Origin of the sequence: Pseudomonas sp. ADAK21 (assembly GCF_012935735.1) — a bacterium.
Lineage (GTDB): Bacteria > Pseudomonadota > Gammaproteobacteria > Pseudomonadales > Pseudomonadaceae > Aquipseudomonas > Aquipseudomonas proteolytica.
On sequence record NZ_CP052857.1, the window covers coordinates 444,739 to 458,029 of the forward strand.

Below are 13,291 nucleotides of genomic sequence, written 5' to 3' on the forward strand. Positions count from 1 at the left end.
GGTCTGGCCTTTTCACACGATACAGTGAAGATGCGCTTTATGACTCATAGGTCACTCATTTTTGTGCGCTTTGTTTAAAAGCCTGCGCCAGAAACGACGACGGCCCGCCCTGTTTCCAGGGTGGGCCGCCGTGTCTTGCCGGGCCGATTACATGCGGCTGAACAGGCTCAACTGGGAGATTTTCACAAAGGCCAGTTGCGAAGCCTCCAGCATTGCCTTCTGGAACGCCAGGTCAATCGAGGCCGTTGCCACATCGGTATCACCGATGGCGGCGGTGGTCGATTTGTTGGCCAGCACCATGCTGGTGTTCTCCGTTTCCTGGATCGACAGCGAGTTCATCCGCGCGCCAATGGAGCCGCGCACCCCGTCAACCTGGGCCTGGGAGGCCTTGATGTTGGTAATGGCAGCATTGACCACATCGGTCAGCTTGGCCTGGGCAATCGGGTCACCGTCGGACGGGGTTTCCAGGGCCTGGCGCAGTTGGCTGAGGGTATCCAGGGCACTTTGCGTCTTGTGGGTATTGGAGCCCACCGCAAACTGGTCACCGGAGTCGGGTGCGCCGGTGATGTCGAACTTAACACCAGCTGCCGTGATGCTGGCTGGCGTCGCAGGCACAATCGGCGGCCCCGGCTGGGCTGGCGTACCAGGCACCACGGTGCCACTGGAAACCGGCTTGCTGTCGGCGGTGATCGGCTGGGCATACACCTCGTACTCTGTGGTCGAGGTAAATTTGATCACCGCGCCTTTGTTCGGGAAGGTGCTGCTGTAATCCGCCTGGCTGGTGACCGTGCCGCCCGACAACTGCGCCGCGGTTTGGTTGCTCGGCGTACGCGAGACGCTGAAGCTGTCCGGCTTGCTTTGCAGGGTGAATTCACGGTCCTTGTACACCGCGTCAGCCTCAGCGCCGGGCTTGGCATCCCCCAGGTTCTGGTCGACATCAAAGGTCACGCCGCGCACGGTGACCGACGCACTGCCTTCCTTGGTGGCATCGAACTTGCCGTTGCCCGGGGTTTGCGAAGTGATGTCGTTACCCGCCGCATCCGACACGGTGTACTCGGTGCTGCTGATAAAGGTCAGCTTGTACGGCTGGCCATCCGTGAAGCTGCTGTCGTAGGTCGACGGCGAAGTCACGATGCCGCCCGAAACCAGCACCTTGCCATCGTTGACGCTGCCGGTGGCCTGGGTACGGCCCGCATTGACCGTGCCTTCCAGGATCGATTTGCCGGTGTCATTGACCACCATCGACAAGGTGTCCGAAACCTTCAGGCTCAGGGGCGTTTCGTCGCCCTGATAGCTGTAGGTACCGTCGCTGTTACGCGCATACGGCGGCGTGTCGCTCTTGCCGCCGGCAAACAGGTAATGGCCGGATGAATCCTTGCTGTTGAGCAGGCTCAAGACCTGCTTTTCGATTTCACCAATCTCGGCGGCAACGGCCTTGCGGTCGTCATCGCTGATACCGCCACCGCCCTTGCCCGCCACCTTGAGCGACAGCTCACCCGCGCGCGCCAGGGCGGTGTCGATACTGGCAAGCACGCTTTCCTCACTATTAAGCGAGTTCTTCATGCTGCTGATATTGCCCGCATACTGCCCCAACATGTCCTGCTGCTGTTGCAACAGCAGCAAACGCGCCGCGCCCACCGGATCATCCGCGGCGGTCTGGATGCGCACGCCGGAGTCGATCTGCTGCTGGGTCTTGGTGACGTTGGAGAAGTTGTTGGTGTAACGCGCAGTCGTGGTATTGAAATACTGTTCGGTCGAGATTCGCATCGTCTCAAACTCCCTTAAAGACTGTTGATCAGCGTGCTGAAGGTTTCTTGCGCAGCTTTAATGATCTGCGACGACGCGGTGTAGTACTGCTGGAAACGGATCATGTCGCCGGCCTCCTCGTCCAGGTTGACCTGGGACACGGAGCTGCGATTGGACGTGGCGGCCGCGAGCATGGCGCCGGTCGCGCTGTTGTCGACGTTGGCCTGGCTGGCCTTGCCGCCGACGCTCGACACCAACTGGCTGTACGCGGTGCTCATGCTCACGCCCGCATTGCCATCAGTTGCGCCCACGGTCTTGCGGGTTTGCAGGTCGAGCAATTGCAGGGCATTGCGGTTGTCGAGCTTGCCGCTGCTGTTGAACGACAAGGTGTAACTGTCGTCCGGCTTAGGCTCGCCACGGATCACGGTGTCCACCCCGAACGTCTGCGCATTACCGCCGGCGTCGACGTAGGGCACCTTGATCGTCAGCTTGTTGTCCTGGCCCGGCACGATGGTGCCGGTGCCAATAGGCTGGCCCTGTGCGTTATTGATCACATAGCTCTGGGTGCCATCGGCGGCACGCTCGCCAAAGGTCATTTTGACCGGCATCGACGACTTGATCGCCGCTTCCAGCTGCGCAGTATCGGCGCCGCCATGGATGTCCAGGGGCAGCGTCAGGGTCGGCGGCTCAAACACGCCAGTACCACTGTTGTTTTTGTTGCCCTCGGCCAGCAGCGGCGCAGAAAACGCCAGCTTGTTGGGGTCGGTCATCACCACCTTCAGGTCCATCGCGCCGCCAGCGGTCGGGCTGACCTTGAACGTATCGCCCGCAGCTACCGGGCCCTTGCCATCGAGGGCCAGGGTGAAGCCGTCGATTTCCGGAGGGGTCTGGGTGACGTCGAAGGGGCCCATGGACTTACCGTCCGAACGCAGGACGCTATACATCTTGTCGTCACTGAAGGTCACCTTGTAGTCAAAGGTGCTCAGTTTGCTGGTGTCTTTGATCGTGACGTTCAGGTTGCCGGAGTTCGCGCTGTTGTTCGAGCCGCCCACGCTGCGCTGGCCAATGGCAAATACGCTGTTGATGTCATTGAACAGCGCGGCGCCGAACTGCCCATTGGCGTCCAGGCCCTGCCCCAACTGGGTATTGACCGCTTCACCGACAACCATGGCGGTACGCCCCAGGTCATTGATGGCCGGCATCAACACGTCCTGGCGATAACGCAGCAGGCCGCCGATGGAGCCACCGCTGATCACTGAGCTGACGTCCATCGCTTGCCCGCCGGTGGTCAGCACCACCGAGTACTGGCTCTTGTCATCCTTGCTCGGCACCGCCGACAGCTTGTTCGACACACCGTCCGCAACCAGGGTCTGCCCAGTGCCCAGGGAGACATTGAAATGGCCGTCCGACTCAGTGACCTTGACCCCAACCAGCTCGTTGAGCGAGCGCACGGCTTCGTTGCGCGCATCCAGCAGGTTCGCCGGCTCGCCATTGCCCTGGCCCTTGGCCTGGAAAATCTGCTGATTGAGGGAGGCGATCGAAGAGGTCAATTGGTTGACCTGGCCGGTGATCGTCTCCAGTTGGCTGTTGATGCCTTCTTTTTGCTTGTTCAGTTCGGTGGCAATCGAGTTGAAGCGATTGCCCAGGGTCTGGGCAATGGTCAATACCAGTTGGCGCGCGGAGTTGTCGCTGGGGTTGGCCGAAGACGTCTGCAATGCGGCGAAGAAGCTGTTCAAGGCCGCACCGACACCGGTGGACTTGTCGGACAGCAGCTTGTCCACCGAACCGATCTGGTCCAGATAAGCCTTGGCGTCGAAGTTCAGCGACGTGGTGGTCTGCAACTGGGTGTCAAGAAACTGGTTATACACCCGGCGCACATCCGACAGCGTGGTGCCGGTGCCGACAAAGACCCCGCCGACCCCGGACATGCCGTTGGCCGTCTGCATGGTCTGCTGACGCGAGTATCCAGGGGTCTTGGCGTTGGCAATGTTGTTACTCAAGGTCGCAAGCGATCCCTGAGCCGCATTGAGTCCTGACATCCCGATATTGAGCAAACCCATGGTTCAAACCTTATAAATGAGTGGATGCGCCAGCGGCAGCGTAGTTTTGATAGCTGTTCATGGTTTTGGCGATCTGCGAAATCTTGCTGGCGTACGCCGGATCCGTTGCATAACCGGCTTTTTGCAACTCGCGTACAAACTGTTCCGGGTTATCGGCCGACTTCAGGACTTCTTGATATCTTTCATTGCTTTGCAGCAAGGTCACGAGGTCGTGGAAGCTGTCCTGGTAAGAGTCGTAGGAACGGAACTGCGCCGTTTCCTTGACCATCTCGCCATTGCGAAACTCACTGGTGATCGCCCGCGCCTGGGCGCCCTGCCAACTTTGGCCTGCCTTGATGCCAAACAGGTTGTGACTGCTGCTGCCGTCTTGCTGGCGCATCACCGATTTGCCCCAACCGGTTTCCAGGGCAGCCTGGGCCACCAGGTAACGTGGGTCGATGCCAATGCGTTCGGCCGCCTGCTTGGCCATGGGCAGCATGGTGGCGACAAATTCGTCTTGCGAGCTGAAGGCTTTTTTCGCCGGCGCCAGCGGTGGCTGGGCCACGGCACGGCCGTAGATCTGCATGCGCGAATCGCGGGCGGCAAAAGTGCGCGCGGCACCGTTGATCACGCCATCTTCGGCGGCACTGTTGCGCAGTGGTGCGGCCTTGGCCGCACCCGTCGCCTCGACACCCGGCACGATACCGGCCAGCAGGCGATCGGTGAGTTTGCTTGGCAAGGCAATGCGCCGCTGATTCATCAACGCCATGTCATTGCGCAGGGTGCCGTCATCGGCCCGTGGCGCCACCTCGACCCGCGCCGCCCACAGCGCGCGCTGGCCATTGGAACGACCCAGCGGGCCATCCGCCTGGGTGCCGGCGGCAATCGGCGTCGGTACATCGACTTTCTTCTCGACCGCGTCCGGGCCCTGCAAGGTCGAGGCCTGCCCTTCCACTGGCTTGTTCTTTTGCATCTGGCGCAACAGCACGTCCGCCAGGCCAATACCGCCGCCCTCGCGGGACAGCGAGACCGCCAATTGCTGGTCGTACATTTCCTGGTACTGCTTGGCCGCCGGGGTGTTCAGCGGGTTGTCCTTGCCCAGGGCATCGGTGGCCGAGCGCATGGACTTGAGCATCTCGTTGAGAAACAGCGACTCGAATTCCTGCGCCACCTTGCGCATGTTGCCTTCGCTGTTCTTGTCGCCGAACTTGAGCTGGTTAAGCCGGTTCAGGTCCGAGTAAGACCCCGAGTCGGCCGTGCTGGCGATACCACTCTTGCGCATGTCCATGGCTACGACCTCAAATCACGATCAGGTCGGCTTGCAAGGCGCCGGCCTGTTTCAGGGCTTCAAGGATCGCCATCAAGTCGCCGGGCGCCGCGCCCACCTGGTTCACCGCTCGTACGATTTCATCCAGGGTGGTACCGGGGCCGAACTTGAACATCGGCTTGGCTTCTTGCTGGGCATTGACCCGCGAGCGTGGGACCACGGCAGTCTCGCCGTTGGAGAACGCCCCAGGCTGGCTGACAATCGGGTCTTCGGTAATGGTCACGGTCAAGCTGCCGTGGGTCACGGCCGCTGGCGACACCTTGACGTTCTGCCCGATCACGATGGTGCCGGTACGCGAGTTGATGATGACCTTGGCCACCGCCTGACCCGGATCAACCTCAAGGTTTTCCAGGATCGACAGGTAGTCCACACGCTGGCTTGGGTCCAGCGGCGCAGTCACACGGATCGAACCGCCATCGATGGCCTGGGCCACGCCAGGGCCGAGCATGTCGTTGATCTTGTCCACCACACGCTTGGCGGTGGTGAAGTCAGAACGGTTGAGGTTCAGGGTCAGGCTGTTGCCCTGGTTGAATCCGCTGGGCACGGTGCGCTCCACCGTGGCCCCGCCAGGAATCCGCCCGGCCGATGGCACGTTGACGGTGATCTTCGAACCGTCGCGACCTTCAGCATCAAACCCGCCCACCACCAGGTTGCCCTGGGCGATGGCGTAGACGTTGCCGTCGATACCTTTGAGCGGGGTCATCAGCAAGGTGCCGCCGCGCAGGCTTTTCGAGTTACCAATCGACGACACGGTGATGTCCACCACCTGCCCTGGCTTGGAGAACGCCGGCAGATCGGCACTGATCGACACCGCTGCGACGTTTTTCAACTGCACGTTGCCCGAGCCGGGCGGCACCTTGATCCCGAACTGCGAGAGCATGTTGTTGAAGGTCTGCAGGGTGAACGGGGTCTGGGTGGTCTGGTCGCCCGTACCGTTGAGGCCCACCACTAGGCCGTAACCGATCAACTGGTTGGTGCGCACCCCGGAAATACTGGCGATGTCCTTCAGGCGTTCGGCCTGGGCAGCGACGCTCAGGGAGAGCAACAACACCGCTGCCATCAGCTGTTTGAGATTCAAAGTGATCACCTAGAAAGGGAACAGCGGGCTAAGGAAGAAACGGTCAAACCAACCCGGCTGACTGGCGTCGGCAAACGAACCCGTACCCGAATAGGTAATGCGTGCATCGGCGATCCGCGTGGAAGGCACGGTGTTGTCGGTGGCGATATCGTCCGCCCGCACCATGCCGGCAATGCGCACCAGTTCGTCACCGGTGTTGAGGGTCATCCATTTTTCGCCGCGCACGGCAATGATGCCGTTGGGCAGTACATCGGCCACCGTCACCGTGATCGAGCCCACCAGGCTGTTGCCCTGCCCGGCCTTGCTGCTGCCGTTGGTGGCGCGGTCGCCGCTGTAGCCCACGTCCAGGCTCAAGTCACCACTGCCCAACGGGTTGTTGGTGTTCAAGCCACCGCCAAACAGCGAGGTCAGGCCGATGCCGGTCTTGCTGTTCTTGGCCACCTGGGAGTTGGCGTTCTTGCTCGCTGTGGTGCGCTCGTTCAGGGTGATGGTGATGATGTCCCCGACCCGGAATGCCTTGCGGTCGCTGTACAGGTTCTGTTCGAAACCGGCCTGGTAGATCGAACCGTTGTTAGCGGCGGCAGGCAGCGGCGTGCGCGGCAACACCGGCGCGTAGTACGGGTCATTGGGTTTTGGCGCCGGGGCGACACAGCCCGCGAGCACGGCAATCCCACTCAATGCCAGAACAGAAACAAAGCGACTCATGACCCTTACCTCACGGTGTTGCAGGCGCCTTATGAGCGCCCCATAGACTGGATTACAGATTCTGCGTAACGAACGAAAGCATCTGGTCGGCGGTGGAGATCACCTTGGAGTTCATCTCGTAGGCACGCTGGGTGGTGATCATGTTGACCATCTCTTCCACGGTGCTGACGTTGGAGGTTTCCAGGGTGCTTTGCAGGGTGGTGCCAAACCCGTTGAGGCCCGGGGTGCCGACTTGCGGCGCGCCGCTGGCGGCGGTTTCCAGGAACAGGTTGTTACCGGTGGCTTGCAGGCCGGCCGGGTTGATGAAGTCGGCGGTCTGCAGGTTGCCGATCACTTGCGACGCCGGGTTGCCGGCGATAGTGACGGACACGGTGCCGTCGGCGCCGACCGTGAAGGTCTGGGCATCGTTGGGCACGACAATCGCCGGTTCCAGGGCAAAGCCGTTGGCGGTCACGACCTGGCCGTTGGAATCCAGGTGGAAGGTGCCGTCACGGGTGTAGGAAGTAGTGCCATCCGGTTGCAGGATCTGGAAGAACCCACGGCCATTGATCGCCATGTCCAGCGGCTGCCCGGTCTGTTGCAGGTTACCGGCGGTGAAGTTCTTCTGGGTGCCGACGATGGACACACCCGTACCCACTTGCAGGCCCGACGGCAATTCGCTGTCCTGGGTCGACTGCGCACCCGGCTGGCGCTTGATCTGATAGAGCAAGTCCTGGAACTCGGCGCGATCACGTTTGAAGCCCGTGGTCGAAACGTTCGCCAGGTTGTTGGAAATAACGGTCAGGTTGGTGTCCTGGGCGGACAGACCGGTTTTGGCAACCCATAGAGCCGGAAGCATGCTGTTCTCCTTCGTGCGCCTGTTTGTTGGCGCCGCGTTACGAAATTGGTAATCAGTGGCGCTGCAATCAGCTCATCTGCATGACGCGGGTCATGGCCTGGTCGTCTTCTTTGGCGCTGTTCATCATTTTCACGTGCAATTCGAATTGCTTGGACAAAGCCAGCACCGCGGTCATTTCTTCGACGGCATTGACGTTGCTCGACTGCAAAAAGCCCGAATTCACCTTGACGCTGGCATCGGCCACCGCGGGCTGGCCGTCCTTGGTGTGGATCGCGCCGTCCAGGCCCTTGGTCATGTTGGCCAGGTCTGGCTTGACCAGCTTGATGCGGTCCACTTCAGCCATCACCCGCGGGCCTTCGCCCATGGCGCGGATGCTGATGGTGCCGTCTTCGCCGATTTCGACCTTCTGTTCGGGCGGCACGGAAATCGGCCCGCCATTGCCCATGATCGGCATGCCGTTGCCGGCCCGCAGGACGCCGAGCGCATCGATATTCATGCTGGCGGTACGCACGTAGGCTTCGCCACCATCGGGGGTCTGCACCGCGATCCAGCCATCGCCGCCGACGGCAACGTCCAGGTCACGACCGGTCTCGACCATCGAGCCAGGGGAAAAATCAGTGCCCGGCCGCTCGGTCAGGGCAAACGCCCGCGCCGGAAAGCTGTCACCAAACACCGGCATCGAGCGGGCCTGCTCCAGGTCACGCTGAAAACCGTTGGTGGAAATGTTCGCCAGGTTGTTGGCATGGGCCTTTTGCGCCAGTGCATTCTGGCTGGCGCCGGTCATTGCCACATAAAGGTACTTGTCCACGCTCATTCCTCTTGCTGACGGACGTTTGCCGCCCACCGATGTACTGAGGAGTCTTTAGCAATTTGCGCACCAACTTTTTAAAAGCCGGGGAAAGCCAGGCGGGGCAAGGGGTTGGGGCGTATCGAGGATTATCGGAGGGGCAGGACGAGTCGGAAAAACGGCGGAGTTCTGCCGGTTGCGGCAAACAGCGGTCTTGGCATGGACACAGATCCAGTGTGGGAGCGGGCTTGCTCGCGAAGGCGGTGGATCAGTCAATACATGTACCGACTGATCCACCGCCTTCGCGAGCAAGTCGAATCGTCGCACCGCCGCTCCCACATTTTTAATCCCGTTGTGTCAGAGGGTTATTTGTCGGCCTTGAGCACTGCGTAATCGCGCAGTTTATTGGCGATGGTGGTGTGGGATACACCCAGGCGCTTCCCCAACAACCGACTGCTGGGATGCTCGGCATACAGGCTCTCCAGCACCGCCTTTTCAAACCGCCCGACAATCTCCTCCAGCCCACCCTCCAGGGAGAAATCGCCAAGGGGCTGGCGCACGCCGTAGTCCGGCAGGCGAATATGCTCAGCCTTGATTGTGCCGCCCTCACACAACGACACCGCCTGGAACAGCACGTTTTCCAACTGCCGCACGTTACCCGGCCAATGGTAGTGACTGAGCCGCTCCATGGCCGCCGGCGCCAGCTTGGGCAGCGGGCAGCCAATCAGGCGGCTGGCCTGGTCGATAAAGTGCTCGACCAGCGGCGGTAAACCGTCAAGGCATTCGCGCAGCGGCGGGATATGCAGCGATAACACGTTGAGCCGGTGATACAGGTCCTGGCGAAACTCCCCGCGGGCACACAGTTCCGACAAGTCCACCTGGGTCGCGCAGATCACCCGCACATCCAGGTAGACCTCTTCATCGCTGCCTACACGGCGGAAGCAGCCATCCTGCAGAAAGCGCAGCAATTTCACCTGCAACCGCGCGCTCATTTCGCCCACGCCATCCAAAAACAACGTACCGCCTGCCGTCAGCTCCAGCAGCCCAAGCTTGCCCTCTGCACGCGCCCCTTCAAATGCGCCGGGGCCGTAGCCAAACAGCTCGGTCTCGGCCATCGACTCCGGCAACCCCGCGCAATTGAGCGCCATCAACGGAGACTGCCCGCGCGGGCTGGCCAGGTGACAGGCGCGCGCCAGCAGCTCCTTGCCGGTGCCGGTTTCACCTTCTATTAATAGAGGGGCGTCGAGGGGCGCCATGCGCCGCGCTTCACGCACCACCGCGGCCATCACTTTGGAGCTTTGGAAAATGCTGTCGAAGCCGCGCAACTCCTGCTTGCGCACATTGTAGATACGCTCACCGACGCGGTCGGCACGGTGCAAGGTCAACACGGCGCCAGCCATGGCTTCGCTGTCGTCATGCTCGGAGGATTGCAAGGGGGCGATATCGGCCAGGAACACATCGCCCTTGACCTTGACCCGCAGGCCATTGATCCGCGACTTGCTCGCGCGCACCAGTTCCGGCAGGTCGAAGTCCTCGGCGTAGCGCGATAAGGGAATGCCCGGCACTTCGTCCACCCGCACCCCGAGCAACTGCGCCGCAGCGCGGTTGGCCGCGACAATCGAGCCGCCCATGTCGATGGACAGCACCGGGAATTCCAACGCTCCGAGCAAGGCGTTGAGTTCCATGTGCCGACGCTCGCTGGGCATCAGCCCTACCCGCTTGACGCCAAATACCCCGGCGATCGCCTCGAACTGCGGGCGCAGGGCCTGGAACTGCATGTTCACCAGGTTCGGGCAGTACAGGTAAATAGCATTGCCATGCTCGCCACCGACCTCGCCCTTGGCCACGTTGACGCCGTATTCCACCAGCAGGTTGAGAATGTCCCGCAGGATGCCGATGCGGTTCTGGCAATGCACTTTGATACGCATGTAAAGGCCCGGTTTGTTGTAGGAGAGCTGATCGAGCTGCGTCTTTTTGTCGCCGCACGCAGATAGTCGTCAAGATTATGTGACAGCCAACGACCTTTTCCCATCCGAAAATCACAATGCAGCGTGCACCATGCCTAATCCGTAACGAATACTTTACGATAATCAGTGAATTTTCCTACAGCGCTGCCCTAATGACAGGTGGAATCCACCGCCAGGCGGAGTATCAATAAGGCATAGCAGGACATAACAAGAACGAATGCCTAGCAGGAGAGCCGTATGAAGCAGACGCACTACGTGGCCCGCGAGCCCGATGCGCAAGGTTTTATCCACTACCCGCCCGAAGAACATGCGGTGTGGAACACCCTGATCACTCGCCAGTTGAAAGTGATCGAGGGTCGCGCCTGCCAGGAATACCTGGACGGCATCGACAAGCTCGGCCTGCCCCACGACCGTATTCCGCAACTGGCGGAAATCAACAAAGTGCTAGCCCAAACCACCGGCTGGCAAGTGGCGCGGGTGCCGGCGCTGATCCCCTTCCAGACCTTCTTTGAATTGCTCGCCAACAAGCAGTTTCCGGTAGCGACCTTTATTCGTACCCGTGAAGAGCTGGATTACCTGCAAGAACCGGATATTTTCCACGAGATTTTCGGCCACTGCCCACTGCTGACCAACCCCTGGTTTGCCGAATTCACCCACACCTACGGCAAGCTCGGCCTCGCCGCCACCAAGGAGCAGCGCGTGTACCTGGCGCGCCTGTACTGGATGACTATCGAGTTCGGCTTGGTGGACACCCCTGAAGGTCGACGCATCTATGGTGGCGGCATTCTGTCGTCACCCAAAGAGACGGTGTACTGCCTCTCGGATGAGCCCAAGCACCAAGCATTCGATCCGCTGGAAGCCATGCGCACCCCTTATCGCATCGACATCCTGCAACCGCTGTATTTCGCCCTGCCCAACCTCAAGCGCCTGTTTGAAGTGGCGCAGGAAGACATCATGGGCATGGTCGAGCGCGGTATGCAGTTGGGTCTGCACGCGCCGCTGTTCCCACCCAAGCCCAAGGCGGCTTGAACTGATGCTTTTAAGGCCAGGTGAGTCTGTTCCCTGGCCGCGCGTTGCTTTAGGGTGACGCCACTGGCAACCGAATTCCACATACTCGATTTCAGGAACACCTTTATGACCACCTTGAACCAAGCCCATTGCGAAGCCTGCCGTGCCGACGCCCCACAAGTCAGCGACGAAGAACTGCCGGTGCTGATCAAGCAGATCCCCGACTGGAACATCGAAGTGCGCGACGGTGTTATGCAGTTGGAAAAAGTATTCCTGTTCAAGAACTTCAAATTCGCCCTGGCCTTTACCAACGCCATGGGCGAAATTTCCGAGGCTGAAGGCCACCACCCAGGCCTGCTGACCGAATGGGGCAAAGTCACCGTGACCTGGTGGAGCCACTCGATCAAAGGCCTGCACCGCAACGACTTCATCATGGCTGCGCGCACCGACGAAGTGGCCAAGGATGCCGAGGGCCGCAAGTGATGCATTTCGCCGATATTGGCCGGGTGCCTGGTGATCCGATCCTGGGGCTGATGGAGTCCTATGCCAAGGACGCCAACCCGCAAAAATTCGACCTCGGCGTGGGCGTCTACAAGGATGCCCAGGGCCTGACCCCGATCCTGCAGGCAGTTAAGCGCGCCGAGCAGCGCCTGGTCGAGCAGCAAACCACCAAGACCTATATCGGTGGGCATGGCGACCCGGCTTTCGGCCGGCTGGTCAGTGAGTTGGTGCTGGGCGCAGGCAGCGCACTGCTCAAGGCACAACGCGCTGGCGCCACGCAAACCCCGGGTGGCACCGGTGCCCTGCGCCTGAGCGCCGACTTCATCGCCCACAGCCTGCCAGGCCGTGGCGTGTGGCTGAGCAACCCGACGTGGCCGATCCACGAAACCATCTTCGCCAAGGCCGGGCTCAAGGTCAGCCACTACCCATACGTGGGCAGTGACAACCGCCTGGACGTGCCGGCCATGCTCGCCACCCTGGCCACCGTGCCCGAAGGCGACGTGGTGCTGCTGCACGCTTGCTGCCACAACCCCACCGGTTTCGACCTGTCCCAGGACGACTGGCGCCAGGTGCTGCAGATCGTGCGCGAACGCCACCTACTGCCGCTGATCGACTTCGCCTACCAGGGTTTTGGCGATGGCCTGGAACAAGATGCGTGGGCAGTACGCCTGTTTGCCGATGAACTTCCTGAGGTGCTGATCACCAGTTCCTGCTCGAAGAATTTTGGCCTGTACAGCGACCGCGTCGGCGCGCTGATCGTGTGCGCCAACGATGCCGAGAAGCTGCTGGATGTGCGCAGCCAACTGGCGTTTATCGCGCGCAACCTGTGGTCGACACCGCCGGATCATGGGGCTGCTGTAGTCGCCACCATTTTGGGTGATGCCGAACTCAAACAGCTGTGGAGCACCGAGGTCGAAGGCATGCGCTCGCGCATCGCGCAGTTGCGTTCGGGCTTGGTAGAAGCACTGGTGCCCCATGGATTGGCCGAGCGTTTCGCCCATGTCGGCGTGCAGCGCGGGATGTTTTCCTATACCGGCCTGAGCGCCGAACAGGTGAAGCAACTGCGGGAAAAACACAGCGTGTACATGGTCAGCTCCGGGCGCGCCAACGTCGCCGGGATTGATGAGACGCGGCTGGGGTTGCTGGCCGAGGCCATTGCAGACGTGTGCCGCAACTGACGAAACCGAATCAAATGTGGGAGCGGGCTTGCTCGCGAATGCGGTGGGTCAGTGATGGATATGTTGACTGATACACCGCATTCGCGAGCAAGCCCGCTCCCACATTTTTGACCGAGG

The 13,291-nt window shown here is 61.0% G+C and carries 11 protein-coding genes; 3 read left to right on the forward strand and 8 right to left on the reverse strand.

Annotated elements, in window-relative coordinates; all coding sequences use genetic code 11:
* Window positions 1-147: 147 nt before the first annotated feature.
* The 8 genes from HKK57_RS02095 to HKK57_RS02130 form a co-directional block, all read right to left on the reverse strand.
* Complete coding sequence (locus HKK57_RS02095; RefSeq protein ID WP_029292486.1) at window positions 148-1,767, reverse strand: flagellar hook-associated protein 3; 1,620 nt, start codon at window positions 1,765-1,767, stop codon at window positions 148-150.
* 14 nt (window positions 1,768-1,781) lie between these two features.
* Window positions 1,782-3,806: a flagellar hook-associated protein FlgK gene (flgK, locus tag HKK57_RS02100; protein WP_169389709.1), complete on the reverse strand. Its 2,025-nt coding sequence runs from the start codon at window positions 3,804-3,806 to the stop codon at window positions 1,782-1,784.
* Window positions 3,807-3,816: 10 nt separating this feature from the next.
* A complete protein-coding gene (flgJ, locus tag HKK57_RS02105) occupies window positions 3,817-5,073 on the reverse strand; it encodes a flagellar assembly peptidoglycan hydrolase FlgJ (RefSeq protein WP_029292482.1) in 1,257 nt (418 codons plus the stop codon).
* A 10-nt stretch (window positions 5,074-5,083) separates the two neighbouring features.
* Window positions 5,084-6,172, reverse strand: coding sequence for a flagellar basal body P-ring protein FlgI (locus HKK57_RS02110; protein WP_029292480.1), 1,089 nt, complete (start codon window positions 6,170-6,172; stop codon window positions 5,084-5,086).
* Between the two features lie 27 nt (window positions 6,173-6,199).
* Entirely contained in the window at window positions 6,200-6,895 is a 696-nt protein-coding gene (gene flgH / locus HKK57_RS02115) for a flagellar basal body L-ring protein FlgH (protein ID WP_070995432.1), read from the reverse strand.
* Window positions 6,896-6,947: 52 nt separating this feature from the next.
* Window positions 6,948-7,733, reverse strand: a complete 786-nt coding sequence (gene flgG, locus HKK57_RS02120) for a flagellar basal-body rod protein FlgG (RefSeq protein ID WP_057958870.1) — start codon at window positions 7,731-7,733, stop codon at window positions 6,948-6,950.
* Window positions 7,734-7,800: 67 nt separating this feature from the next.
* A complete protein-coding gene (locus tag HKK57_RS02125; RefSeq protein ID WP_029292474.1) occupies window positions 7,801-8,541 on the reverse strand; it encodes a flagellar basal body rod protein FlgF in 741 nt (246 codons plus the stop codon).
* A 344-nt stretch (window positions 8,542-8,885) separates the two neighbouring features.
* Complete coding sequence (locus tag HKK57_RS02130) at window positions 8,886-10,448, reverse strand: sigma-54-dependent phenylalanine hydroxylase transcriptional regulator PhhR (protein WP_029292472.1); 1,563 nt, start codon at window positions 10,446-10,448, stop codon at window positions 8,886-8,888.
* A gap of 276 nt (window positions 10,449-10,724) precedes the next feature.
* On the opposite strand from HKK57_RS02130, the gene phhA reads away from it, so the two are divergent.
* The 3 genes from phhA (at window position 10,725) to HKK57_RS02145 (ending at window position 13,174) form a co-directional block, all read left to right on the forward strand.
* A complete protein-coding gene (phhA, locus tag HKK57_RS02135; protein WP_029292469.1) occupies window positions 10,725-11,516 on the forward strand; it encodes a phenylalanine 4-monooxygenase in 792 nt (263 codons plus the stop codon).
* 105 nt (window positions 11,517-11,621) lie between these two features.
* Window positions 11,622-11,978 carry a 4a-hydroxytetrahydrobiopterin dehydratase gene (locus HKK57_RS02140; protein ID WP_017134918.1) on the forward strand — a complete coding sequence of 119 codons (357 nt, stop codon included), beginning with the start codon at window positions 11,622-11,624 and terminating at the stop codon, window positions 11,976-11,978.
* Window positions 11,975-13,174, forward strand: a complete 1,200-nt coding sequence (locus HKK57_RS02145; protein ID WP_169389710.1) for an amino acid aminotransferase — start codon at window positions 11,975-11,977, stop codon at window positions 13,172-13,174. Before HKK57_RS02140 ends, HKK57_RS02145 begins: the two co-directional genes overlap by 4 nt.
* The last annotated feature ends 117 nt before the right edge of the window (window positions 13,175-13,291 follow it).